This window comes from Pseudomonas sp. UBA5568, assembly GCF_002425525.1.
Taxonomy (GTDB): Bacteria; Pseudomonadota; Gammaproteobacteria; order Pseudomonadales; family Pseudomonadaceae; genus Aquipseudomonas; species Aquipseudomonas fulva.
The window spans coordinates 19,543-45,879 of record NZ_DIMK01000068.1 but is presented as its reverse complement, the minus strand read 5'-3'; the positions used below and the strand labels follow the sequence as shown (position 1 = coordinate 45,879).

The window sequence follows — 26,337 nt, the reverse complement described above, 5'->3', positions numbered from 1 at the left end:
TCTCCCCAGCCTCCTGGTGTCCCTCATCACGGCTAATGACTCAAGATTGTCCTTCGATCGCTTTATCACTCCACTGGCCATTCACCAGCCGGCGCAACCCCAGCGGGTTGCTGTCGCGCAGCGGCTCTGGCAGCAGCGCCTGCGGGTAGTTCTGATAGCACACCGGCCGTAGGAATCGGTCGATGGCCAACGTGCCGACAGACGTGCCCCGAGCGTCCGAGGTGGCGGGGTACGGGCCGCCGTGGACCATGGCATCGCATACCTCCACCCCGGTGGGGTAGCCGTTCACCAGGATGCGGCCGACCTTTTCCTCCAGCAGCGGTACCAACCAGGCGAACGCAGCAAAGTCTTCAGGCTCGCCGATCAGCGTCGCGGTCAGTTGGCCTCTCAGGCCCTGCAGGGCGCTGCGCAGTTGTACCTCGTCGCGCGCTTGCACCGCTACCGTCGTCGGGCCGAAGACTTCTTCCTGCAAAAGCGGGTCAGACTCCACCAGCAGGCGGGCCTCGGCCTCGAACAGATGTGCACGTGCCTGCGGGCCTGTCTGCGGCTGGCCGGCCAGGTGCACGATACCGTCATGGGCGTGAAGATGATCCAGCCCACTGGCGTAGCTTCGCAGGCCACCTGCATTGAGCATGGTCTGGCCAGCCTGTTGATCAAGATGGCTGCCCAAGTTCTTGAGCAGTTGGGTGTAAGCGGGCGATTGCAGCCCTATCACCAACCCCGGGTTGGTGCAGAACTGTCCAGCCCCCAGGCATACGGAGCCTGCCAGTTCACGCGCAATCGCTTCGCCGCGCTTGGCCAGCGCCCCAGGCAGGACGATCACCGGGTTGATGCTCGACATTTCGGCAAACACCGGGATCGGCTGGGGGCGCTCGGCGGCCATGCGGCACAGGGCATCGCCACCTTTGAGCGAGCCGGTGAAGCCCACCGCCTGGATGGCCGGATGCTTGACCAATGGCTCACCCACGCCTGCCCCGAACACCATGTTGAACACGCCTTTGGGCATGCCGGTACGGGCGGCCGCGCGTTCGATGGCACAACCGACCAGGTCGGCGGTAGCCATGTGGCCGCTGTGCGCTTTGAATACCACCGGGCAACCGGCAGCCAGTGCAGCGGCGGTGTCACCACCGGCGGTAGAGAAGGCCAGGGGGAAGTTGCTCGCGCCGAACACCGCTACAGGTCCAACGCCGATGCGCATCTGCCGCAGGTCCACGCGCGGCAGCGGCTGACGGTCTGGCTGCGCCAGGTCGATACGCGCACCCAGATAGTCGCCTCGGCGCAGCACCTGTGCAAACAGGCGCATCTGACCGCTGGTCCTGCCGCGCTCACCCTGGATCCTGGCTGCTGGTAATGCGGTTTCACGGCAGACGATCGCCACGAAGTCATCGTCGAGCGCATCGAGCTCTGCGGCAATGGCCTCCAGAAATTCGGCGCGCCGTGCCGGTGCCAACTGACGAAACGCTGCGAAAGCGGACTGTGCGGCTTCGGCCGCCTCGTCCACTTCGCCCTCGGTGGCTTGTACGAAGCCATAGGGCAGGGGCTCACCGGTAGTGGCATCCAAGCTTTGCAGGCGCTGTGTGCCGGCGGCGCTGCGCTGGCCGGCGATGAAGTTGTGGCCAAGAATCTCTGGCATCTGGAACTCCTCAGAAAAAAGGATCAGGTAATGGGTGCGGGATTGAACAGGGTGATGTCGTTGTGCAGGCGGTATTGCTCAGCCCAGGTGAGCTTGCGCCCGCTGGCCACGTCCAGGTAGTAATGGAACAGCTCCCAGCCCAGCGCTTCGATGGTGCTGCGGCCCGTGGCGATGCGCCCGGCGTCGATGTCGATCAGGTCCGGCCAGCGCTGCGCCAGCTCGGTGCGGGTGCATACCTTCACCACCGGCGCCATTGCCAGGCCGTATGGCGTACCTCGGCCGGTGGTGAACACATGCAGGTTCATCCCGGCGGCCAGTTGCAGGGTGCCGCAGACGAAGTCGCTGGCAGGTGTGGCACAGAAGATGAGCCCCTTGCCATTCACCCGTTCCCCCGGCCCGAGCACACCTTGAATGGCGCCGCTGCCGGACTTGACGATTGAGCCCAATGCTTTCTCGACAATGTTCGACAAACCGCCTTTCTTGTTGCCTGGGGTGGTGTTGGCGCTGCGGTCGGCAGCGCCCTGGTGCAGGTAGCGGTCGTACCAGTCCATTTCGCGTACCAGCGCATCGGCCACCTGCGGATCCTGTGCGCGGGAGGTGAGCATGTAGATGGCGTCGCGTACCTCGGTCACTTCCGAGAACAGCACTGTTGCACCGGCCCGCACGAGCAAGTCTGCCGCGTAGCCAAGCGCCGGGTTGGCGGTGATGCCGGAGAAGGCATCGCTGCCGCCGCACTGCATGCCCAGGATCAGCTCACTGGCCGGCACAGTCTCGCGCCTGCGCTTGTCGAGTTTTTTCAGGCGGGTTTCGGCCAGGGCCATGATCTGCTCGATCATTTCCGTGAAGCCCAGGCTTGCGTCCTGCAGACGGTACAGCCAGGGCTCGCTGAGGTCGACCGACAGGTCGTCTTCGTGCATCACTTGGCTGGCCTGCAGCTTTTCACAGCCCAGGCTGATGACCAGCGCTTCGCCACCCAGGTTAGGGTTGCGCGCCAGGTTGCGCACGGTACGGATGGGGATATAGGCATCGCGGGCATTGATGGCCACGCCGCAGCCGTAGCTGTGAGTGAGGGCCACCACATCGTCAACATTCGGATAGCGCGGCAGCAGCTCATTGCGAATGCGCTTGACGGCATGCTCCAGCACCCCGGTGACGCATTGCACGGTGGTAGTGATACCCAGGATGTTGCGGGTGCCGACCGTACCGTCGGCATTGCGGTAGCCTTCGAAGGTATGACCCAGCAGCGGCGGTTTCGGCTGGGGAACTGCATCGCAGCGTGGCAAATCGTCCAGCTCGGGTGGGGCGGGCATGGCCAGCTGACCCTCCTGCACCCAGCTGCCTTGGCGCAGGTCCTCCAGGGCATAGCCGATCACCTGTCCATAGCGCCGTACCGCTTGGCCCTTGGCGATGGGCACGGTGGCCACCTTGTGGCTCTGGGGCACGTCTTCTACCAAGGTAAGCCCATCGGCGAACCGGGCCCCTTCGCCCAGGCCGCCGTCGTTGACCACTACCACCACATTGTCATCATCGTGAAGACGGATATAGCGCGGCGATTCGGAATGTTCGATCAGCTGCATGTTCGGGCCCTATTGTTCAGGTTCTCAGGCTTTTTTTACGTGCGTGCGCACTGCCGGGCAGTGCGCACGTGCTCATTCAATGACGCGGGCTGGCAAGCTGGGCATCCGCCACAGGCGCTGGTTTGGGCTCAGGCGTCTCATCGCGCAGCTCGATGCGCTTGATGGGACCGACGATCACCAGATAGCTCAGTACTGCCACCAGCGCATTGGCGCCCACATAGACCAGCGCCCACTTGAACGAGCCGGTGGCGCTGATGATGTAGCCGATCACGATAGGGGTTGTGATCGAGGCGATGTTGCCGAAGGTATTGAACAACCCGCCGGACAGGCCTGCGATCTGCTTGGGCGAGGTGTCGGCCACCACTGCCCAGCCCAACGCACCAATGCCTTTGCCGAAGAACGCGAGGGTCATGAAGCCTACTACCATCCATTCGGCATCGACGTAGTTGCAGAACACCATGGTGGTGGACAACATCAGGCCGCACACGATTGGCAGTTTGCGCGAGAAGGTCAGCGAATTGCCGCGGCGCAGCAACCAGTCCGAGATCACGCCGCCCAGTACCCCACCGATGAAGCCACAGATAGCCGGCAGCGAAGCGATGAACCCTGCCTTGAGGATGGTCATGCCCCGTTCCTGCACCAGGTACACCGGGAACCAGGTCAGGAAGAAGTAGGTGATGGCGTTGATGCAGTACTGGCCAAGGTACACACCCAGGAGCATGCGGCTGGTCAGCAATTGCTTGATGTAGCCCCACTTGGGCCCGTCGTTGCCGCGCTTGTGGTCCATGTCCACCAAGCCGCCGTTTTGCTCGATGTGTTCAAGCTCGGCGGGGCTGATCCGCGGGTGCTGGCGGGGGTTGTAGATGGTCTTGAGCCATACCATCGAAAAGAGGATGCCCAGCACGCCCATGACCACGAACACATGCTCCCAACCGAAACTGAACACGATCCAGCCCATCAGGGGCGCGAACAGGGCGGTGGCGAAATACTGCGCCGAGTTGAAGATCGCCGAGGCCGTGCCTCGCTCCTGGGTCGGAAACCAGGCGGCGACGATCCGGGCGTTGCCGGGGAACGACGGCGCTTCGGCAAAGCCGACCAGAAAACGCAGGGTGAACAAAGTGACGACTGCCCAGGCCACCGGCAGGCCGCCGACGAAGCCTTGCAGCAAGGTGAACAGTGACCAGGTGAAGATGCTGAATGCATAGACGTTTTTTGAGCCGAAGCGATCCAGCAACCATCCGCCGGGAATCTGTCCGGCCACATAGGCCCAGCCGAAGGCCGAGAAGATGTAGCCCAGGGTGACGGCGTCGATCCCCAGGTCTTTTTGCAGGCTCGACCCTGCGATGGCGATGGTTGCGCGGTCGGCGTAGTTGATCGTGGTCACCACGAACAGCATGAACAGGATCAGGTAGCGCACATGCGTTTTCTTCGTCGCTTGCATGCTGGTAGTACTCCCACTAGTTATTGTTGTGCGGGGTCTTCGAATTGTGCCGGAGTAGGGCGGGCCCACTCCGGGGGCGGCGCTGGCAGGCGCCGCGAGGGTTTACTGCGGCCCCATCTTGTCCATCAGGGCGGCAAGCATTTCATACTCCTCGGGGTTCAGGTCGGTCAGCGGTGCACGAACCGGGCCTGCGTCATGGCCGGCAATGCGGGCACCCGCCTTGACGATGCTGACGGCGTAACCGGCCTTGCGGTTACGAATTTCCAGGTAAGGCAGGAAGAAGTCGTCGATCAACTTGGCTACGGTGGCGTGATCGTCCCGGGCAATGGCGTGGTAGAAGTCCATGGCCGTCTTGGGGATGAAGTTGAATACCGCCGATGAATACACCGGCACACCCAGCGCTTTGTACGCTGCAGCATAGACTTCGGCAGTCGGCAGCCCGCCCAGGTAACTCAAACGCTCACCCAGGCGGCGACGGATCGACACCATCAGTTCAATGTCACCCAGACCGTCCTTGTAGCCGATCAGGTTCGGGCAACGCTCGGCCAGCTGTTCGAGCAAGGTGGCATTGAGGCGACAGACGTTGCGGTTATAGACCACTACGCCGATGTTGACCGACTTGCACACGGCCTCTACATGGGCAGCGACGCCATCCTGGCTGGCTTCGGTGAGGTAGTGCGGCAGCAACAGAAGGCCCTTGGCCCCCAGGCGCTCGGCTTGCTGCGCATACTCGATGGCCTGGCGGGTTGCACCCCCTACGCCCGCCAGGATAGGTACCGACGTGGCGCATGTGTCCACCGCTGTCTTGATGACCTGGCTGTATTCGCTGGCAGCCAGGGAGAAGAACTCGCCCGTACCCCCGGCGGCGAACAGCGCACTCGCGCCGTATGGGGCCAACCATTCCAGGCGTTTGATGTAGCCAGCCTGATTGAAATCGCCCTGCGCAGTGAAGTCGGTGACAGGAAATGACAGCAAGCCGTGGGAGAGGATGGATTTCAGTTCTTGTGGGTTCATTGTTATAGGCATCCAGACACTTGGGTGGGAGCGGTGCGGTTTGTATGAGGTAAGTTATCGTACAACCTAGCTCAAGAACAGTCCCCTCTGGATTTTTTTTCGGTCTGGGTGATGAGGGATTGCATTGATGGCGCGCTATGGATGGATGGTGAAGCGCAGAAAGCGGCCTTAGACAGTTGTGTCTGCTGTCGGGTCATCGTATCTCTGGGATGGGCAGTCGCTTTACAAACGAATGAGGCGGCCTTGCGCCGCCCCATGCTTAATTACTCGCCTGTGTGCGGGTGATCAGGCCGCCTGTTGAGGCTTGCCCTGTGCCTTGCGAACCTGCGCTCGGCACGCATCGCCAAAGGCCTGGAAGAGCTTGATCGAGTCAGGATTCTTGGCAGCTTGCCACTCCGGGTGCCATTGAACGGCAAACAGGAAAGACGAAAGGCCCGGGGCATGGATGGCCTCGACCAACCCGTCTTCGGCGTGGGCAATGGCTTCGATGCCCTTGCCCAGGTTGCGCAAGCCTTGGCCATGCAGGGAGTTGACGCGAATTTCGTCCGTGCCAAGGGTGTCGCGCAGCCAGCTGCCGGGCTTGATCTTCACGCTGTGAGCCTGAGCGTACTGCACCTCGACAGGGTCTTCGGGGTTTTCACGGTGATCATTGAAACCAGGCTCGGCGTACACCTTCTGGTAGATGTCCCCGCCCAGCGCCACGTTGATTTCCTGCATGCCCCGACACACGCCGAAGATGGGCAGGCCGCGCTTGATCGCCGCCTTGACCAGCGGAATGTCGAACAGGTCACGGTTCCTGTCCTGGCCTTTGCCTGGGGTTTCGTTCTCCTGGCCGTACAGCGCTGGGTCGATGTTGCTGCCCGCGCCCGTCAGGTACACGCCGTCGGCCATGTCCAAGTAGGTCTCCAGTGCCTCGATGCCACAGCAGGTGGGCACCAGAACCGGGACGCAATCGGCGAAATCGACCAGCGGGGTGATGTATTTGTGGGTCATGACCTGGTAGTCATGGCCTTTGCGCTCTTGGGTGCCCATGGTCATCAGAACGATGGGTTTGCGCAGGGAAGGTTGCTTGTTGCCAATGTTGCTGTTGGACATATGTCACCTTGGGACAGGTTGAACCTGTCGTTGTTGTGCAGGTGCACGGCGCGCGGCGCTGGTACAGCCTGAGGCCCCGAGCACTGCCGACTCGTCGGCGTCGACGATGCCGGTCGGGACTTGGTGTTAGATTGCCAGAGCCGTTCGATATGTCAAACGACCGCAGCAGGCCCCTGGCCCCCAATCACGGGGCCTGGCGGGCTGCAAGGCAGTGGCGGCGCGGGTTTGGCTGGGGCGATGGTCAATAATACTTAACGACGCAGTCGACTCATTGCAGCGGTGCAATGTTCCAGCTGTTCCAGGGGTTACGTGTTGATGTTTGGCAGGTGACTTGACCGTATCACGTGGCCCTGCCAGCAGGCGTGGGTTAGTCTTGCGAGCGGTTGCGGTGCAGCACATCCCTCCATGATCAGAAGAAGGATATTTTGATGGCCATCACTAGCAGCGAGCCCGTCACCCATGTTCCCTTTGCCGAGCTCAAAGCCCTGCTTGAGTCGATCTTCGAACGTCATGGCTGTACGCCGGCAGTTGCTCGGGTACTGGCCGCCAACTGTGCCAGCGCCGAGCGTGATGGTGCGCATAGCCATGGCGTGTTCCGCATGCCTGGCTACGTGTCGACCTTGGCCAGCGGTTGGGTGGATGGCAAGGCTACTCCCGAGGTCAGTGATCTGGCGGCCGGTTATATCAGTGTCGATGCACGGGGTGGTTTTGCGCAGCCCGCATTGGCGGCTGCCCGGGACGTGTTGGTGGCCAAGGCACGCGCCGCTGGGATCGCAGTGCTGGCCATCCACAATTCCCATCATTTCGCCGCATTGTGGCCAGATGTGGAGCCGTTCGCCGAACAGGGCCTGGTTGCCCTGAGCGTGGTCAACAGCATGACATGCGTCGTACCGCACGGTGCGCGCAAGCCGGTGTTCGGGACCAACCCGATCGCCTTCGCTGCGCCTTGCGAAGGGCATCCACCCATCGTGTTCGACATGGCCACCAGTGCGATGGCCCATGGCGATGTGCAACTGGCTGCCCGTGCCGGGGAGCCCGTGGCCCTGGGGGTGGGCGTGGACGGTCAGGGCCAGGTGACTCAGGACCCGGCCAAGATCCTGGACGGCGGTGCTCTGCTTCCGTTCGGCGAGCACAAGGGCTCGGCCTTGTCGATGATGGTGGAATTGTTGGCGGCAGCACTCACGGGTGGGCATTTTTCGTGGGAGTTCGACTGGTCTGGCCATCCCGGGGCCAAGACGCCGTGGACCGGGCAGTTGCTGATCGTCATCGATCCACAGATCGCACAAGGGCAACGGTTCGCCCAGCGCAGCCGCCTGCTACTCGAGCAGATGGAGGCGGCCGGCGTCAGTCGCATGCCAGGTGCCCGGCGGCACCTGGAGCGTGAACGGGCGCAGCGCGAAGGGGTGGCAATCGGCATCAGTACCCTGCAGGCGCTGCGCGATCTGCTCACCTGATCGCCGCAGGGCAGGGTAGGCGGCCCTTACCCGATCATGCAGGGTTGCATATACCCCTTGCACGATAGTTGGTGCCCATTCTCAGCCAGTACGGGTATGCTCTTGGCTGCCTTTTTGACTCGTCCTGATCCCAAGGAGCTGCACGCTGTGTTCAAACATGTCGAAGCCTACGCCGGCGACCCGATCCTCTCGTTGATGGAAACCTTCAAGGCCGATCCACGCGCCGACAAGGTCAACCTGAGCATCGGCCTTTACTACGACGAAGCCGGAGTAGTGCCGCAGCTCGCTGCAGTGGATGCAGTGGAAAAGCGCATCGCAGGCCAGGATCACGATGCTTCGCTGTACCTGCCCATGGAAGGCCTTGCCAGTTACCGTCAGGCCATTCAGGCCCTGCTGTTCGGGGCCGACCACCCGGCGGTTGCTGACGGTCGCGTAGCAACGGTGCAGACCGTCGGTGGTTCCGGAGCCCTGAAGGTCGGTGCCGACTTCCTGAAACGTTATTTCCCGCAGGCGCAAGTCTGGGTCAGCAACCCCACCTGGGACAACCATCGCGCCATCTTCGAGGGTGCGGGCTTCACGGTGAACACCTACCCGTACTTCGACCAGGCCACCCGTGGCGTGGACTTCGAAGGTATGCTTGCCACGTTGCACACCTTGCCTGCCAACAGTGTGGTGCTGCTGCACCCCTGCTGCCACAACCCGACAGGTGCCGATCTGGACCAGGGCCAGTGGCAGCAGGTGGTGGAGGTGGTCAAGGCCCGCCAGTTGATCGCCTTCCTGGACATCGCCTACCAAGGGTTTGCCCAAGGGCTAGTCGAAGACGTGTTCGCCATCCGCGAAATGGCCAGCGCAGGCGTGCCGTGCCTGGTCAGCAACTCGTTCTCCAAGATCTTCTCCCTGTATGGGGAGCGTGTGGGCGGCCTGTCGGTGGTCTGCGACGATGCGGCCACGGCGCAGAGCGTGCTTGGCCAACTCAAGGCCACCGTGCGCCGTAACTATTCCAGCCCACCCAACTTCGGTGCCCAACTGGTCGCAGGCGTGCTCAACGATCCCGTCCTCAATGCCCAGTGGGCTGCGGAAGTGGAAGTCATGCGCACTCGCATTCTGGACATGCGCCAAGCGCTGGTCGATGCGCTGGGCGTGTTGCTGCCGGGGCGTGATTTCCAGTTCCTGCTGCGTCAGCGGGGCATGTTCAGTTACACAGGCTTCAGCGTGGAGCAGGTGCGCCGCTTGCGCGATGAGTTTGGCGTCTACCTGATCGACAGTGGGCGCGTGTGCATGTCAGGCCTGCGGCCGGCAAACCTGCAGCGTGTTGCCGAGGCATTCGCGGCTGTGCATCAGTAAGCGCCCACGCTTAACGTTATGCAACGACGATGGCCGAGGCCGCCCTGCGGCTTCGGCCATCGTCATTCTTTATCCGTGTCCTGCCCGCAAGGACGCCTGTGCCAGTCAAGACCTTCTGCACGCCGAGCGTGCTGAGCAGCCCGGCTGCACCTACCGCTTGTACAGACAAGTGCAACCGCCCCTCCGAAAAAGGCTTCGCAAGTGCAACCTTTCCGTGCACAATCGCGCCCCTCTTTTTCCGGTTGAGTAGGGCGCAGCCAACGCTTCGTCATTCTCAGCCTGTTGCAGTCTTGCGAGTGGAGCGTCACCCGGATGAATGAGCAGGCCTCAAGCGTAGAACAGCGTTACGAAGAAACGACCGCCGGTACCCTCGGCAAATGGTCCCGTCAGGACACCACCTGGATGCTCGGCCTGTTTGGCACCGCCATTGGCGCAGGTACGCTTTTCCTGCCGATCAATGCCGGGCTTGGCGGGTTCTGGCCATTGCTGGTGCTGGCGGCGCTGGCTTTCCCGATGACGTACTACGCCCACCGCGGGTTGACCCGGTTCGTGCTCTCGGGGCGCGAAGGGGCAGACATCACCGACGTGGTCGAACAACACTTCGGCATCAAGGCAGGCGCCGTGATCACGGTCCTGTACTTCTTCGCCATCTTCCCCATCCTGCTCATTTACAGCGTGGCCCTGACTAATACGGTCAGCAGTTTCATGGAGCACCAGTTGCACATGGCGCCTCCACCCCGTGCACTGCTGTCGTTCGTGCTGATCCTGGGCCTGCTTGCAATCGTACGCTGCGGCGAACAGGCCACCGTCAAGGTCATGAGCCTGTTGGTCTATCCGTTCATCGTGGCCCTGGCGCTGCTGGGCCTGTACCTGGTTCCGCACTGGACCGGCGGCATTCTCGACAGCGTCCACACCGTGCCCAGCGGTTCGGCCTTCCTGCACACGGTATGGCTGGCCATCCCGGTGATGGTGTTCTCGTTCAACCATTCACCCATCATCTCGGCCTTCGCGGTCGACCAGAAACGCCGCTATGGCGATCATGCAGACGCCCGCAGCGGCCAGATTCTGGCGCGTGCGCACCTGCTGATGGTGGCCATGGTGCTGTTCTTCGTCTTCAGTTGCGTGCTGACCCTCGACAGCACGCAGCTGGCCGAAGCCAAGGCGCAGAACCTGTCGATCCTGTCGTACCTGGCCAACCATTTCAGCAACCCGACCATCGCCTTCGCCGCGCCCTTGATCGCCTTCGTCGCCATCGCCAAGTCATTCCTGGGCCACTACATCGGCGCCAGCGAGGGTCTCAAGGGCATCATCGCCAAGACCGGCGCGCGCCCGGGTGCCAAGGCCCTGGACCGCGTGGTGGCGGCGCTGATGCTGGTGGTGTGCTGGATCGTTGCCACGCTCAACCCCAGCATCCTGGGCATGATCGAGTCTCTCGGCGGCCCGATCATCGCGGTATTGCTGTTCCTGATGCCCATGTATGCCATCCGCCGTGTGCCGGCAATGCGCAAGTACAGCGGGGCGCTGTCGAACGTGTTCGTCACCGTGATCGGCCTGGTCGCCCTGACTTCGGTCGTCTACGGCCTGTTGGCTTAAGCGCCCAGCTGCAGGCCCGCCCCGGTGCTCGGTANNACGTGCGCCGGGGCGGGCCAATGCTTCACCGCCAACAAATTCACGTTGCCCCATAGGCACATGCTGGCCTTCATGGTTAACTCTTGATCCTTTTCCCAACCCAAGATCAAGGATTTTGTCATGGCTCAAGTGACTCTCAAAGGCAACCCCGTCCAAGTCAATGGCTCGCTGCCACAGGTCGGTGCTCAGGCGCCGGCGTTCTCCCTGGTAGGCGAGGGGCTGGCCGACAAGTCGCTCAATGACTTCGCCGGCAAGCGCAAGGTGCTGAACATCTTCCCAAGTGTCGATACGCCTACCTGCGCCACGTCTGTGCGCAAGTTCAATGCCCAGGCCAACGAGCTGGCCAACACCGTCGTACTGTGCGTTTCCGCCGACCTGCCATTCGCCCAGGCTCGCTTCTGCGGTGCCGAAGGCCTGGAAAACGTCAAGAACCTCTCCACCTTGCGTGGCCGTGAGTTCCTTGAGCAGTACGGTGTTGCCATCGCCGACGGCCCATTGGCAGGCCTGGCTGCCCGCGCCGTTGTGGTACTGGACGAGCACGACAAGGTGCTGCACAGCGAGCTGGTCGCTGAAATCGCCGACGAGCCCAACTACGACGCCGCCCTTGCCGCGTTGAAGTGACGGCGCCGGGCAGGGATCGAACCTTCCTCCTGCCCATTGCTCCAAGCTATACCCTGTAACGGCCCGGAACGCTTTTCCGGGCCGTTTTCGTTTAAAGTTCAGGGTCTTGGCAACGTCAGGCAAAGGTAAACCTCTGGTAAAGGCGCTTTGCTTGGCTGTCGACAGTGCTTATCGTTCACCCTCCTGAATCGTCAATCCGAACAAGGTTCGTTCAACCCATGCAAGCGCCTACATCCCGTTCTCCCCGTCGCTGGCTCGTTATGCTGCTGATCGTGCTGCTGGTTGCAGTGCTGGCCTGGTGGCTATGGCCTGCCACGCCAGCCACCGACCAGGCTGCTGGGGGGCAGGGTGGCAAGAGCGGGCGGCCCGGTTTCGGAGGGTCTACCGACCCTGTCCCGGTCAGGGTGGAACCTGCACGGGTGGGCGACTTCCCGCTTTACTACAAGGCGCTTGGCACCGTGACCGCGACCAATACCGTGAATGTGCGCAGCCGTGTAGGGGGGGAGTTGGTCAAGGTGCACTTCAAGGAAGGCCAGCAAGTAAAGGCCGGTGACCTGCTTGCTGAAATCGACCCACGTGCCTACCGTATTGCCCTGCAGCAGGCCGAGGGCACCCTGGCCCAGAACCAGGCGCAACTGAAGAATGCCCAGGTCGACGTCGCTCGCTACAAAGGGCTGTACGCCGAGGACAGTATCGCCAAGCAAACCCTGGACACTGCGCAGGCGCAGGTGGCGCAATTCCAGGGGCTGGTCAAGACCAACCAGGCGCAGGTCAACGATGCGCGCCTGAACCTCGAATTCACCCAGATTCGCGCGCCCATCAGCGGCCGTGTCGGCCTGCGCCAGCTCGACCTGGGCAATTTGGTGGCCGCCAACGACACCACCGCCCTGGTGGTGATCACCCAGACAGAGCCGATCAACGTGGCGTTCACACTGCCAGAAACCGAACTGGGCACCGTTCTTGAGCGCTATCGCACCGGGGCCAGCCTGCCCGTGGAGGCGTGGGATCGAGGCGACAGCAAGCTGCAGGCCACTGGCGTGCTGGGCAGTATCGACAACCAGATCGACACTGCCACTGGCACCCTCAAGTTCAAGGGCCGCTTCGAGAACAAGGACCTGGCCCTGTTCCCCAACCAGTTCGTAAACGTGCGCCTGCTTGCCGATACGCTCAAGCAGGTGGTGCTGGCGCCAGCCGCCGCCATCCAGTTCGGGAACGACGGGACGTTCGCCTACGTGGTCAACGGCGAAAATACCGTCAACGTGCGCAAGCTGAAAGTCGGCCCCAGCGACGGTGAGAACAGCGTGATCCTCGAAGGCCTGGCGGCCGGTGATCGCCTGGTGCTCGAAGGCACCGACCGTCTGCGCGAAGGCACCAAGGTGGACGTGGTCGATGACAGCTCCCAGGTGCCCACCACGCCCGGCCAGCATTTGCAGGGCCAAGAAAGCAGTGCCCCGGGCCAGGCCGACAGCACCGCAGGCAAGGCGGGCGCATGAACCTCTCGCGCCTGTTCATCCTGCGGCCAGTCGCAACGACCTTGACCATGCTGGCCTTGGTACTGGCCGGTCTGATTGCCTACCGCATGCTGCCTGTCGCCGCGCTGCCGCAGGTGGATTACCCCACGATTCGGGTCATGACCCTGTATCCCGGTGCAAGCCCCCAGGTCATGACCAGTGCCGTTACCGCGCCACTCGAACGTCAGTTCGGCCAGATGCCCGGCCTTGAACAGATGGCCTCGACCAGTTCCGGTGGCGCGTCGGTGCTGACCCTGCGCTTCAACCTGGACATGAACATGGATGTGGCCGAGCAGCAGGTGCAGGCTGCAATCAACGCCGCCAGCAACCTGCTGCCCAGCGATCTTCCGGCGCCTCCTGTCTACAACAAGGTCAACCCGGCCGATACGCCAGTGCTGACGCTCGCCATCTCCAGCAAGACCATGCCGCTGCCCAAGCTCAACGACCTGGTCGACACCCGCGTGGCACAGAAGCTGGCGCAGACCAGCGGGGTGGGCATGGTCAGCATCGCCGGGGGCCAGCGCCAGGCCGTGCGCATCAAGGTCAACGTGGATGCGCTGGCAGCCAAAGGGCTCAACCTGGAGGATGTCCGCACACTCATCGGGGCCTCCAACGTCAATCAGCCAAAAGGCAATTTCGATGGTCCTACCCGCGTCTCGATGCTCGACGCCAATGACCAGCTGCGCTCGCCCGAGGAATACGCCAACCTCATCCTGGCCTACAACAACGGCGCTCCGCTGCGTTTGAAGGATGTGGCGGAAATCGTCGACGGCGCGGAAAACGAGCGGCTGGCGGCCTGGGCCAACCAGAACCATGCCGTGCTCCTGAACATCCAGCGTCAGCCAGGTGCCAACGTCATCGAGGTGGTGGACCGCATCAAGGACATGCTGCCCTCGATCACCGACAACCTGCCCGCGGGCCTGGACGTGTCCGTGCTCACTGACCGTACCCAGACCATCCGTGCCGCCGTGCGCGACGTTCAGCATGAACTGCTGATCGCCATCGCCCTGGTGGTGACGGTCACCTTCCTGTTCCTGCGGCGGTTCAGCGCCACGATCATTCCTTCGATTGCCGTGCCGCTGTCATTGGTCGGTACCTTCGCCGTCATGTACCTGGCAGGGTTTTCCATCAACAACCTCACCCTGATGGCGCTGACCATCGCCACCGGTTTCGTGGTGGACGATGCGATCGTGATGCTGGAGAACATTTCCCGGCACATCGAGGAGGGCGAAACGCCTATGCAGGCGGCGCTCAAAGGCGCCAGGCAGATTGGCTTTACCTTGATCTCGCTGACCTTCTCGCTGATCGCCGTGCTGATCCCGCTGTTGTTCATGGCCGATGTGGTAGGGCGCCTGTTCCGGGAGTTCGCCATCACCCTGGCGGTGGCCATCCTGATTTCCCTGGTGGTCTCGCTGACCCTCACGCCGATGATGTGTGCCCGCCTGCTAAAGCGTGAACCCACCCCTGACGAGCAAGGCCGCTTCTACCGCGCCAGCGGCGCCTGGATCGACTGGCTGATCAAGCACTACGCCAGCGCCCTGCAATGGGTACTCAAGCGCCAGCCCCTGACCCTGCTGGTGGCGGTGGCTAGCCTGGCGTTGACGGTACTGCTGTACATGGTGGTGCCCAAGGGGTTCTTCCCGGTCCAGGACACGGGCGTCATTCAGGGTATCTCCGAAGCGCCCCAGTCCACCTCGTTTGCGGCCATGAGCGAGCGCCAGCAGGCCCTGAGCCGCGTTATTCTGCAAGACCCTGCCGTGCAGAGCCTCTCATCCTACATTGGCGTGGACGGCGACAACGCCACGCTCAACAGCGGCCGCATGCTCATCAACCTCAAGCCTCATGGCGAGCGCGATGTCACTGCAACCGATGTCATCAAGCGCCTGCAACCCCAGCTCGACAAGCTGGTGGGCATCCGCCTGTTCATGCAGCCGGTGCAGGATTTGAGCATCGAGGACCGGGTCAGCCGCACGCAGTACCAGTTCACGCTGTCATCGCCCGATGCCGAGCTGCTGGGGCAGTGGAGTGGCAAGCTGGTCCAGGCCCTGAACCTGCGCCCCGAGCTTGCCGATGTGGCCAGTGACCTGCAGGAGAATGGCTTGCAGGTGTACCTGGTGATCGACCGGGACATGGCCAGTCGGCTAGGCATCAGCGTATCGCAGATCACCAACGCGCTTTACGATGCCTTCGGCCAAAGGCAGATATCGACCATCTATACCCAGGCCAGCCAATACCGGGTGGTGCTGCAATCGCGAGACGCGGCCGTGATCGGGCCCCAGGCACTGGAGTCGATCCACGTCAAGGCCAGTGATGGCGGGCAAGTGCGACTGTCCGCGCTGGCGCGCATCGAGCAGCGCCAGGCGCAGCTGGCCATTTCCCACATCGGTCAGTTCCCGGCGGTCACCTTGTCATTCAACTTGGGGCAGGGCGCGTCGCTGGGCAAGGCCGTGCAAGTGATCGAGCAGGTTCAGCAGGACATCGGCATGCCGTTGGGTATCCAGACCCGTTTCCAGGGCGCGGCGCAGGCGTTCCAGGCATCGCTGTCCAGCACCTTGCTGCTGATTCTCGCGGCGGTGGTGACCATGTACATCGTGCTGGGTGTGCTCTATGAGAGCTATATCCATCCGGTAACCATCCTCTCGACGCTGCCTTCGGCTGCCGTGGGTGCGTTGCTGGCGCTACTGATCAGTGGCAATGACCTGGGCATGATCGCCATCATCGGCATCATCCTGTTGATCGGCATCGTCAAGAAAAACGCCATCATGATGATCGACTTCGCGCTCGAAGCCGAGCGTCACCAAGGCATGAGTCCGCGCGATGCCATCTACCAGGCCGCGCTGCTGCGATTCCGACCGATCCTCATGACCACGCTGGCGGCCCTGTTCGGTGCAGTGCCGTTGATGCTGGCCACCGGGTCCGGCGCCGAACTGCGCCAACCCCTGGGCCTGGTGATGGTGGGCGGGCTGCTGGTGAGCCAGGTGCTGACACTGTTCACCACGCCGGTCATATACCTGTATTTCGACCGGTTGGGCCGTCGCTTCGGCAAGCGCGACCTGGCGCAGGAGCCGGTATGAGTACGTGCAGCGCGTTCCTAAGGGCGGCCCGATGAACCTGTCGGCGCCATTCATCCGCAGGCCCGTGGCAACCATGCTGTTGAGCTTGGCGATCATGCTGCTGGGCGCGGTCAGCTTCGGTCTGTTGCCGGTCTCGCCGCTGCCGCAGATGGATTTCCCGGTGATCGTGGTGTCGGCCAACCTGCCGGGCGCAAGCCCCGAGGTCATGGCCTCGACCGTGGCAACGCCGCTCGAGCGCAAGCTGGGCAGCATCGCCGGCGTCACCACATTGACCAGCAGCTCCAACCAGGGCTCCACGCGGGTCATCATTGGTTTTGAGCTTGGCCGCGACATCGACGGCGCTGCGCGCGAGGTGCAGGCCGCAATCAATGCCACCCGCAACCTGCTGCCCAGCGGCATGCGCAGCATGCCGACCTACAAGAAGATCAACCCGTCGCAGGCACCGGTCATGGTCCTGTCGCTGACCTCAAGTGTGCTGCAGAAAGGGCAGCTGTACGATTTGGCCGACACCATCCTGTCCCAAAGCCTGGCCCAGGTGCCTGGCGTGGGTGAGGTGCAGATCGGGGGCAGTTCGCTGCCGGCCGTGCGCATTTCGGTCGAGCCGCAATTGTTGAACCAGTACGGCCTGGCGCTGGATGAGGTGCGTACCGCCGTGGCCAACGCCAACCAGCGCCGGCCCATGGGCTTTGTCGAGGATGCCGACCGCAATTGGCAGGTGCGGGCCAACGATCAGTTGGAAAGCGCCAAGGACTACGGGCCGATCGTGATTCGCCAGGAGAATGGCACGATTCTTCGGTTATCGGATGTGGCAACCATCACCGATGGGGTCGAAAACCGCTACAACAGTGGTTTTTTCAATGACCAGAGCGCGGTGTTGCTGGTCGTGAACCGGCAGGCAGGTGCCAACATCATTGCCACGGTGGACCAGATCAAGGCGCAGTTGCCTGCACTGCAATCGCTGCTCCCGGCAAGCGTCGAGCTGAACGTGGCCATGGACCGTTCGCCGGTGATCAAGGCCACGCTAAAGGAGGCAGAGCATACCCTGCTGATCGCCGTGGTTCTGGTGATCCTGGTGGTCTACCTGTTCCTCGGCAGCCTGCGTGCTTCACTGATTCCAAGCCTTGCGGTGCCGGTGTCGCTGGTCGGCACGTTCGCGGTCATGTATCTGTGCGGCTTCTCGCTCAACAACCTGTCGCTGATGGCGCTGATCCTGGCGACGGGACTGGTGGTGGACGATGCCATCGTTGTGCTGGAGAACATCTCCCGGCATATCGAGGACGGGCAACCACCCATGAAAGCGGCGTTCCTGGGCGCCAAGGAAGTCGGCTTCACCCTCTTGTCGATGAACGTGTCACTGGTGGCCGTGTTCGTGTCGATCCTGTTCATGGGCGGCATCGTGCGCAGTTTGTTCCAGGAATTTTCCATCACCCTGGCGGCCGCCATCATGGTTTCGCTGCTGGTGTCGCTGACCCTCACCCCCATGCTGTGCGCCCGCTGGCTGACTGCGCACCAGGCCGAGCAGACTCGCCTGCAACGCTGGAGCGATGCCGTGCACCGGCGCATGGTTGCCGCGTATGACCGCAGCCTGGGCTGGGCGCTGCGGCATCGGCGCCTGACCCTGATCAGCCTGCTGGTGACCATTGCAGTCAACGTGGCGCTATACATCGTGGTGCCCAAAACGCTGATGCCCCAGCAGGATACCGGCCAGCTCATGGGTTTCATTCGCGGTGACGACGGCCTGTCGTTCAGCGTGATGCAGCCAAAGATGGAAATCTACCGGCGCGCCTTGCTCGCAGACCCTGCCGTGCAGAGTGTTGCAGGCTTCATCGGCGGCAACAGCGGCACCAACAACGCCATGGTTCTGGTCAGGCTCAAGCCCATCGGCGAACGCAAGCTCGATGCCCAGAAGGTCATCGAACGCCTGCGCAAGGAAATGCCCAAGGTGCCAGGCGGGCGGCTGTTCCTGATGGCCGATCAGGACCTGCAGCTAGGCGGCGGCGGGCGCGATCAGTCGTCCTCGCAGTACCTGTATACTTTGCAGAGCGGCGACCTGGCAGCTTTGCGCCAATGGTTCCCCAAAGTCGTCGCGGCCATGCGCGCCTTGCCCGAGCTGACCGCCATCGACGCACGCGACGGGGCGGGCACCCAGCAGGTGACACTGGTGGTGGACCGTGATCAGGCCAAGCGTCTGGGCATCGACATGCAGATGGTCACCACCGTGCTGAACAACGCCTACAGCCAACGGCAGATCTCCACCATCTACGACAGCCTCAACCAATATCAGGTCGTGCTGGAGATCAACCCGAAATACGCCTGGGACCCCAGTACGCTGGAGCAGGTGCAGGTGATTACCGCCGAGGGCGCGCGGGTGCCGCTGTCGACCATCGCGCACTACGAGAATAGCCTGGCCAACGACCGGGTCAGCCACGAAGACCAGTTCGCCTCCGAGGACATCGCCTTCGACGTCGCCGAAGGCTACAGCACCGACCAGGCGCTGGCGGCGGTCGAGCGTGCCGTGGCCAAGCTCGGCCTACCGGAAGGGGTGATCGCCAAGCTGGGCGGCACCGCCGACGCCTTCACCAAGACCGCGCAGGGGCAGCCTTTCATGATTCTGGGCGCACTGGTGCTTGTGTACCTGGTGCTCGGGATCCTGTACGAGAGCTATATCCACCCCCTGACCATCTTGTCCACGCTGCCCTCGGCCGGCGTTGGTGCCTTGTTGGCGCTGTATGTGACCGGTGGCGAATTCAGCCTGATTTCCCTGCTGGGGCTGTTCCTGTTGATCGGGGTCGTGAAGAAAAACGCCATCTTGATGATCGACCTGGCCCTGCAACTTGAACGCCACCAGGGGCTCTCGCCCGAGGAATCCATTCGGCGCGCGTGCCTGCTGCGCTTGCGCCCGATCCTGATGACGACGCTGGCGGCCATTCTCGGCGCCTTGCCCCTGCTGCTGAGCCAGGCAGAAGGGGCGGAGATGCGTCAGCCGCTGGGGCTGACCATCATCGGCGGCCTGGTTTTCAGCCAGGTCCTGACCCTCTACACAACGCCTGTGGTCTACCTGTATCTGGACCGCTTGCGTCACCGCTACAACCGTTGGCGCGGCGTGCGCACCGACGCGGCCTTGGAAAACCCGCTATGACTTTTGCCCAGACTCCGCTTCATCGTGCCCTGCAAGTGCTCAGCCGTGTTCGCGGCTCGCGTTTGCTGGGGGCTGCCTTGGGGGCCGCCTTGCTCAGCGCCTGTACACTGGCCCCGGATTACCACCGCCCGGAAATGGCCGGCACGGCGCAATTCAAGCATGCCGAAGGCTGGACGCAGGCCACGCCTTCTGACGCCATCGCCCGCGGTGCCTGGTGGGAGATCTACGGCGACGCGCAACTCAACGCACTGGTCGAGGAGCTCAACCGCAACAACCAGAGTGTGGCGCAAGCCGAGGCTCAGTATCGTCAGGCCCAGGCGCTGGTGCGCAGTAGCCGCGCCGGACTGTTTCCAAGCCTTGACCTGAGCGTGGCCAAGAACAGGTCAGCCCAGGGCACCGGCAGTTCCAGCTCAAGCCTGTCCAATAACAGCAGCGGCATTCGTGACACCTACAACGCCCAGTTGGGCGTGAGCTGGGAAATCGACTTGTGGGGCAAGTTGCGCGAGACGCTCAATGCCAACCAGGCCAGTGCCCAGGCCAGCCTGGCCGACCTTGCCGCCATGCGCTTGAGCCAGCAGTCGGAGCTGGTGCAGAACTACCTGCAACTGCGCGTCATCGATGAGCAGAAACGCTTGCTGCAAGCCACCGTGGCCGCGTACGAGCGATCGCTGCGGATGAACCAGAATCAATACCGCGCGGGCATCGCCGGCCCCGATGCCGTGGCCCAGGCGCGCACCCAGCTCAAAAGCACCGAGGCTGACCTGATCGATCTGATCTGGCAGCGCGCTCAATTCGAGAACGCCATTGCCGTGTTGCTGGGCAAGACGCCTGCGCAATTTGCCCTGGCCGACAGCCAGGCTATTCCTGCATTGCCACAAATCCCGGTGGCACTGCCGTCGCAACTGCTCGAGCGCCGACCCGACATCGCCGCTGCCGAGCGCAACGTGATGGCCGCCAACGCCAATATCGGCGTGTCACGTGCGGCTTACTTCCCAGATCTCAGCCTGAGCCTTAATGGCGGTTATTCGAGCAGCAGCTTCAACAACTGGATCGAGTTGCCCAACCGCTACTGGTCGGTTGGCCCACAGCTTGCGCTCACCCTGTTCGATGCCGGCAGGCGCAGCGCCGAGGTGGACCGTACCGTTGCCGTATACGACCAGACGGTCGCCCAGTACCGCCAGACCGTGCTCGATGGGTTCAAGGAAGTCGAGAACCTGCTGGTGCAACTGAAGGTGTACGGGGACGAAGCCGTGGTGCGCCAGGAAGCCCTGGAGGCAGCCCGCGAATCGCTGCGGCTTACGGAAAATCAGTACAAGGCCGGCTTGATCGGCTATCTGGATGTGGTCAATGTGCAAGCCACCGCCCTGAGCAACGAACGCAGTGTGCTCAACCTGTTGCAGGGACGCTTGGTCGCCAGTGTCCAATTGGTGGCAGCGCTGGGCGGTGGCTGGGATGCCCGTGGGGCTTTCGCCGACCAGGATTGATGCGCAGCCCATGGCACATGTCGACACACCTACCTGCTGTCGACATGGCCATTTGACATGTCGAAACACCGTGCGTTTTACCAAAGCTTGAGTACAATGGTCGGCCTTTCGTGCCTACCTCTGCCAGCCCCTGGTACTTCGCAAAATGCTGACCGCTAGCTACTCCTCTTCGCTGGTGCTGATTTCCCTGTGCGTGGCCATCCTTGCGTCCTACACGGCGCTGGACCTTGCCGGGCGCATTGCCACCGCCAGAGGGTATGCCGCCTCGCTATGGATGATCGGCGGGGCGCTGGCCATGGGGACCGGCATATGGTCGATGCATTTTGTCGGCATGCTCGCCTTGCAGCTGCCTGTCGAGCTGGGCTATGACCTCACGTTGACGGCATGTTCGCTGTTGATCGCGGTGCTGTCCTCGGGCTTCGCCCTGTGGCTGGTCAGCCAGCCCAGCTTGCCCTTCCTGCAGCTTGCCCTCGGCGCGCTCATCATGGGTGCCGGAATCGCCAGCATGCATTACACCGGCATGGCAGCGCTGCGCATGACACCCGGGATCGACTATGACCCGAGCCTGTTCATGGCCTCGCTGCTGATCGCGGTGGGCGCCTCGGCTGCGGCGCTGTGGACCGCGTTCCGGCTGCGCCGGCAGACCCCCTACGTGCGTCAGATACGTGGGCTGGCAGCGGTGCTCATGGGGATCGCCATCGTTGGCATGCACTACACCGGTATGGCGGCCGCTGGTTTTCCCCAGGGCAGTTTCTGTGGCGCGCTGCCCGATGGCCTGGAAGGGGACGGCCTGGTATCGCTTGTCCTGATCACGACCTTTGCCGTGTTGCTCGTGGCCTTGCTGACCTCCGTACTGGACGCGCGCCTCGAAGCTCGCACGGCGGCGTTGGCCAGGTCTTTGACCCTGGCCAACCAGGAGCTGACTCAGCTGGCATTGCACGACACGCTTACAGGGCTGCCCAATCGCAGTCTGCTGGCTGACCGCATAGAACTGGCCATCGCGAAGGTCGCTGAGCAGGGGGGGTGCTTTGCGCTGATGTTCATTGATCTGGATGGGTTCAAGCCGGTCAACGACGCCTTTGGCCATCATGCTGGGGACCTGCTGCTCAAGGCTGTGGCGACGCGATTGCGGGGTCACCTGCACAGTCAGGACACGCTGGCGCGCATCGGCGGGGACGAGTTCGTGCTGTTGGTCGAGTTACAGGACCCGAGCGATGCCATGAACGTTGCCATCAAACAGGTGAATCTGGTCTCGCGGCCTTTCAGAGTGGCCGAGCATGATCTGCAGCTTTCAGCGAGCCTGGGTATCGTCCTGTATCCCGGCAACGGCCAGGATCAGCACGAGCTGCTGCGCAACGCCGACGCTGCCATGTATCACGCCAAGCGGGTCGGCAAGAATGGCTACAGCTTCTTCGACGCCTCGATGAACAGCAACGCCCGTCAGCAGCTGCAGTTGTTGCAGGACTTGCGCCTGGCAGTGGCAGCCGGTCAATTCCGTCTGCATTACCAACCCAAGTTCGACGCCAAGCGGTGTCAACCGATCGGCGCCGAGGCGTTGCTGCGTTGGGAGCATCCTCAGCACGGGCTTTTGGCCCCAGACCGTTTCATCGGCCTGGCGGAAAAGACCGGCCTGATCATCCCCATCGGTGACTGGGTATTGGACGAGGCGTGTCGCCAGATGCGCCTGTGGCTGGATGAGGGTATCGAGGGCTGGCGGATCGCGGTCAATCTGTCGGCCATCCAGTTTTGCCACGCGGGCCTGCTCGATAGCGTGGCGCGTGCCCTCGAACGTCACGCACTGCCCGCCAACTGCCTGACGTTAGAAATCACCGAAACCACGGCGATGTCCGACGTGGAGGTGAGCCTGACCGTACTCCAGCAGCTCTCGGACATGGGCGTGGACCTATCGATTGACGACTTTGGTACAGGTTATTCCAGCCTGATGTACCTCAAGCGCTTGCCAGCCAACGAGCTGAAGATCGACCGAGGGTTCGTGCGCGAGCTGGAAGATGAGGGCGAGGATGCGGCCATCGTGTCGGCCATCGTTGCCCTGGGCCGCGCACTGGGGTTGCGAATCGTCGCAGAAGGCGTCGAGACCTCCAGTCAGCAGGCCTTCCTGACGCGGTTAGGCTGCGATTCGCTTCAGGGCTACTTGCTCGGTCGACCCGTGCCGGCCGAGCAGTTGCGGGGGTCGAACTCGACCCTGGGTTAACTGGCGTTGCGCAGCAAAGGAGGGGGTTGGAAGGCATCGAGTTCGGTTTCGACCGCTTCGATGATGCGCTCTACATCGCTGGCAGCCATGATGGCTGTGCAGGGGATGCCTGCTATGGCCAGCAAGGTTTCGCCCGTGCTTCGATCGAACAGCCGCGCCACCATGCTGCGCGGTGCATCCATGTTGGCTTCGAAACCCAACGGATGGAAGTGCCAGCGCATGACTTGACAGGCGTTGGGGAAGGTCATCTTGTTCATCCGAGCCTCCTTGTACGTGACTGAAAGCTGGTGAAGGGCGGCCGCGCACCGTGGCTGCCGGGAATGTAACCATAGCATCTGGCTGACGTGATTCTCGCTTGCAAATGTGACAAATGTTGCAGGGCATGACCTGCATCACAGCGCTATGGGAATCTGAAGCCGGTTAAGGCGCATCCTCATGATTTTGCCCGTCCGGCGGGCACACGCCCACCGCATCGAGCCAATCCAAACGCTGAACCTCGGAAGCCGGGTTCAGGGTGGGGATACGAGATAAGCCTATAGAACGTATAAAGCCGAGCATGGCGTGAGTTCATGAAACCTGACCGACGGGTGATTCACCCAAGCAACCCAGCCGCGATATTGATGGTAAAGCCAAGAATGGCGGTGTTGAACACGAACCCCACCAGCGAGTGGGCCAATACCACGCGCCGCATCGCGCTACCGGCTACCCCCACGTCGGATGTCTGGACGGCCACGCTGATGGTGAACGAGACGTAGTGAAAGTCCCAGTAGTCTGGCTGGGTTTCGCCATCGGCGAAGCGTAACGGCGGCGCCGTGGCCTTCACTGCATAGAACAGCCGTGCATAGTGAAGGCTGAAGATGCAGCCGATCAGCAGCCAGGAGCCTGCGACGGTGAACCCGGTGTACAGGTAGTGAGCCGTCAATGCGCTGCCCTGCAGCCCGCGGCTGGACACCAGTTGCAGCGTCACGGCGACCAGGCTGGCGATCGCTGCGACGCAGACGGTCAGCAGCACCAGGCCCGCGTTTTCGTCTTCGCTGTGGGCCACCTTGCGAACCTTTGCAGGGCTTGCGGTGCAGCTGAGCCAGAGTACCAGCATCAGGTACAACCAGACGCCAATGTTCCAGCCTGCCAGCAGGCGTTGCACAGGGTCGCTGACCGGGACCAGCCAGGCGCTCAGCAACCCTGCGCCTGTGGCCAGGCTCAATCGAGGGTGGGTGCGCGTCAGACGATAGAAAGCCATGGTGCCTCACAGCAATGGTGTGCTCGACAAGGCTTCTGACCGCATGGCTTGAGCCAAGATCCACATAAGGCAGGGGCTCGATATCATCCCGTGGCAGGGACGGGGGGCTGCATCAAATTGTCATCGAGCGATACCCAGGGTTTCTTTCGTGCCCTGCATCGCGCGCACTTGCAACTCTCAGTACACTGCACGCTCTAACCCCCCACATTTCGCTGAACTCGAGGTTAATGCATGACGCTCAGTCCTTTGGCAGGCAAGCCGGCTCCAGCCAGCGTGCTGGTCGATATTCCCCGCCTGCTCACGGCCTACTATACCGGCCGGCCGGACGCTGGCGTGGCGAGCCAGCGGGTCGCCTTCGGCACATCGGGGCACCGGGGTACTTCGCTTGAGTTGAGCTTCAACGAATACCATGTACTGGCCATCACCCAGGCCATCTGCCTGTACCGCCAGGAAAAGGGCATCGATGGCCCCCTGTTCGTCGGTGCCGACACCCACGCGCTGTCAGCACCTGCAGCAGCGAGTGCGTTGGAAGTGCTGGCTGCCAACGGCGTGCAGGTGATGTTGTCCAAGGACGACGAGTACACCCCGACACCGGCAGTGTCTCATGCCATCCTCTGCTACAACCGTGGGCGCCAGGACGGCCTGGCCGACGGGGTTGTCATCACGCCCTCGCACAACCCGCCGCAAAGTGGCGGCTTCAAGTACAACCCGCCCAACGGCGGCCCGGCCGACAGCGACGTCACCAAGTGGATCGAAGCCAAGGCCAACGAGTTGCTGGCGGCCGGGCTGGCGGGGGTCAAGCGTATCGACCACGCCCAGGCGCTGCAGGCCCCTACCACCCATCGTCACGACTACGTCAGCCACTACGTGGCAGACCTGGAAAACGTCATCGACTTCGAGGTCATCCGTGCGGCCAAGCTGCGCTTGGGTGTGGACCCGCTGGGTGGGGCAGGGGTGCGCTACTGGTCGGCCATTGCCCAGCATTATCAACTGGACCTGGAAGTGGTAAACACCGAGGTCGACCCGACGTTCCGTTTCATGAGCGTCGACTGGGATGGCCAGATTCGCATGGACCCTTCGTCACCCTACGCCATGCAGGGCTTGATCGGCCTGCGCGAGCGTTTCGACGTGGCCTTTGCCTGCGATCCGGACCATGATCGCCATGGCATCGTCACCCCCGACGGCTTGCTGCAACCTAACAACTATCTGGCCGTGGCCATCGACTACCTGTACCGCAACCGTCCCCAGTGGCGTAGCGACGCAGCCGTCGGCAAGACGGTCGTGTCCAGCGGCCTGATCGATCGCGTAACCCAACGGCTGGGCCGCGAGCTGTACGAAGTACCCGTAGGCTTCAAGTTCTTCGCCCAAGGCCTGTTCGATGGCACGCTGGGCTTTGGTGGCGAAGAAAGTGCGGGCGCCTCGTTCCTGCGCCGCGACGGCTCGGTATGGGCAACCGACAAAGATGGCCTCATCCCGGCCTTGCTGGCTGCGGAAATGACCGCCCGGACGGGACGTAACCCAAGCCAGGCGTATGCCGAGCTGACCCAGGCGCTGGGCAAGCCGTTCGCTACCCGCGTGGAAGCCAAGGCCGATGCCCGCCAGAAAGGGTTGTTGAGCAAGCTTGCGCCCGAGCAAGTGACCTCCACCGAGCTTGCTGGAGAGCCGATCCTGCAGATCCTGAGCCACGCGCCAGGGAATGGGCAGGCCATCGGTGGTCTGAAGGTCATCACCGCCAATGGCTGGTTCGCAGCCCGCCCATCCGGCACCGAGGACATCTACAAGATCTACGCGGAGAGTTTCGTCGACGAAGCCCACTTGCAACGTCTGGTACAGGAAGCCCAGGTACTGGTGGATGCGGCCATTGCGTAA

17 protein-coding genes are annotated in these 26,337 nt (G+C 62.6%); 10 read left to right on the top strand and 7 right to left on the bottom strand.

Features of this window, described 5'->3' with window-relative positions:
- Positions 1 to 40: 40 nt before the first annotated feature.
- The 5 genes from B2S33_RS21060 to B2S33_RS21040 all read right to left on the bottom strand — a co-directional run bounded on the left by B2S33_RS21060 (position 41) and on the right by B2S33_RS21040 (position 6,760).
- Positions 41 to 1,633 (bottom strand): aldehyde dehydrogenase (NADP(+)), encoded by a 1,593-nt coding sequence (locus tag B2S33_RS21060; protein ID WP_288651016.1) that lies wholly within the window; start codon positions 1,631 to 1,633, stop codon positions 41 to 43.
- A gap of 23 nt (positions 1,634 to 1,656) precedes the next feature.
- Entirely contained in the window at positions 1,657 to 3,210 is a 1,554-nt protein-coding gene (gene garD / locus B2S33_RS21055; protein WP_288651014.1) for a galactarate dehydratase, read from the bottom strand.
- 76 nt (positions 3,211 to 3,286) lie between these two features.
- Complete coding sequence (locus B2S33_RS21050; protein ID WP_027914858.1) at positions 3,287 to 4,651, bottom strand: MFS transporter; 1,365 nt, start codon at positions 4,649 to 4,651, stop codon at positions 3,287 to 3,289.
- A 102-nt stretch (positions 4,652 to 4,753) separates the two neighbouring features.
- The gene (gene kdgD, locus B2S33_RS21045; RefSeq protein WP_145280045.1) at positions 4,754 to 5,665 is read right to left on the bottom strand and encodes a 5-dehydro-4-deoxyglucarate dehydratase; all 912 of its coding nucleotides are present in this window, start codon (positions 5,663 to 5,665) and stop codon (positions 4,754 to 4,756) included.
- Between the two features lie 285 nt (positions 5,666 to 5,950).
- Complete coding sequence (locus B2S33_RS21040) at positions 5,951 to 6,760, bottom strand: gamma-glutamyl-gamma-aminobutyrate hydrolase family protein (protein WP_027914860.1); 810 nt, start codon at positions 6,758 to 6,760, stop codon at positions 5,951 to 5,953.
- 428 nt (positions 6,761 to 7,188) lie between these two features.
- On the opposite strand from B2S33_RS21040, the gene B2S33_RS21035 reads away from it, so the two are divergent.
- From B2S33_RS21035 to B2S33_RS20995, 9 genes are all read left to right on the top strand, one after another.
- Complete coding sequence (locus B2S33_RS21035; protein WP_145280043.1) at positions 7,189 to 8,214, top strand: Ldh family oxidoreductase; 1,026 nt, start codon at positions 7,189 to 7,191, stop codon at positions 8,212 to 8,214.
- A 147-nt stretch (positions 8,215 to 8,361) separates the two neighbouring features.
- Positions 8,362 to 9,558 carry an aromatic amino acid transaminase gene (locus B2S33_RS21030; protein ID WP_027914862.1) on the top strand — a complete coding sequence of 399 codons (1,197 nt, stop codon included), beginning with the start codon at positions 8,362 to 8,364 and terminating at the stop codon, positions 9,556 to 9,558.
- Between the two features lie 312 nt (positions 9,559 to 9,870).
- The gene (locus tag B2S33_RS21025; protein ID WP_027914863.1) at positions 9,871 to 11,151 is read left to right on the top strand and encodes a serine/threonine transporter; all 1,281 of its coding nucleotides are present in this window, start codon (positions 9,871 to 9,873) and stop codon (positions 11,149 to 11,151) included.
- 156 nt (positions 11,152 to 11,307) lie between these two features.
- Positions 11,308 to 11,808 (top strand): thiol peroxidase, encoded by a 501-nt coding sequence (gene tpx / locus B2S33_RS21020; protein ID WP_027914864.1) that lies wholly within the window; start codon positions 11,308 to 11,310, stop codon positions 11,806 to 11,808.
- A 218-nt stretch (positions 11,809 to 12,026) separates the two neighbouring features.
- Entirely contained in the window at positions 12,027 to 13,301 is a 1,275-nt protein-coding gene (locus B2S33_RS21015; RefSeq protein WP_027914865.1) for an MdtA/MuxA family multidrug efflux RND transporter periplasmic adaptor subunit, read from the top strand.
- Positions 13,298 to 16,393, top strand: a complete 3,096-nt coding sequence (locus B2S33_RS21010; protein WP_288651012.1) for an MdtB/MuxB family multidrug efflux RND transporter permease subunit — start codon at positions 13,298 to 13,300, stop codon at positions 16,391 to 16,393. Before B2S33_RS21015 ends, B2S33_RS21010 begins: the two co-directional genes overlap by 4 nt.
- Before the next feature lie 31 nt (positions 16,394 to 16,424).
- Positions 16,425 to 19,532, top strand: a complete 3,108-nt coding sequence (locus tag B2S33_RS21005; protein WP_206405534.1) for an efflux RND transporter permease subunit — start codon at positions 16,425 to 16,427, stop codon at positions 19,530 to 19,532.
- Entirely contained in the window at positions 19,529 to 21,016 is a 1,488-nt protein-coding gene (locus B2S33_RS21000; protein WP_027914868.1) for an efflux transporter outer membrane subunit, read from the top strand. The genes B2S33_RS21005 and B2S33_RS21000 overlap by 4 nt, the downstream gene beginning before the upstream one ends.
- 145 nt (positions 21,017 to 21,161) lie before the next feature.
- Positions 21,162 to 23,228, top strand: coding sequence for a putative bifunctional diguanylate cyclase/phosphodiesterase (locus tag B2S33_RS20995; RefSeq protein WP_028686350.1), 2,067 nt, complete (start codon positions 21,162 to 21,164; stop codon positions 23,226 to 23,228).
- On the opposite strand, the gene B2S33_RS20990 is transcribed toward B2S33_RS20995, so the two are convergent.
- Both B2S33_RS20990 and B2S33_RS20985 read right to left on the bottom strand, forming a co-directional pair.
- Entirely contained in the window at positions 23,225 to 23,485 is a 261-nt protein-coding gene (locus B2S33_RS20990) for a DUF1652 domain-containing protein (protein WP_027914870.1), read from the bottom strand. The two genes, B2S33_RS20995 and B2S33_RS20990, sit on opposite strands and share 4 nt — an antisense overlap.
- Positions 23,486 to 23,820: 335 nt before the next feature.
- Positions 23,821 to 24,468, bottom strand: coding sequence for a DUF1345 domain-containing protein (locus B2S33_RS20985; RefSeq protein ID WP_049695881.1), 648 nt, complete (start codon positions 24,466 to 24,468; stop codon positions 23,821 to 23,823).
- Between the two features lie 231 nt (positions 24,469 to 24,699).
- On the opposite strand from B2S33_RS20985, the gene pgm reads away from it, so the two are divergent.
- Complete coding sequence (gene pgm, locus B2S33_RS20980; protein WP_111475634.1) at positions 24,700 to 26,337, top strand: phosphoglucomutase (alpha-D-glucose-1,6-bisphosphate-dependent); 1,638 nt, start codon at positions 24,700 to 24,702, stop codon at positions 26,335 to 26,337.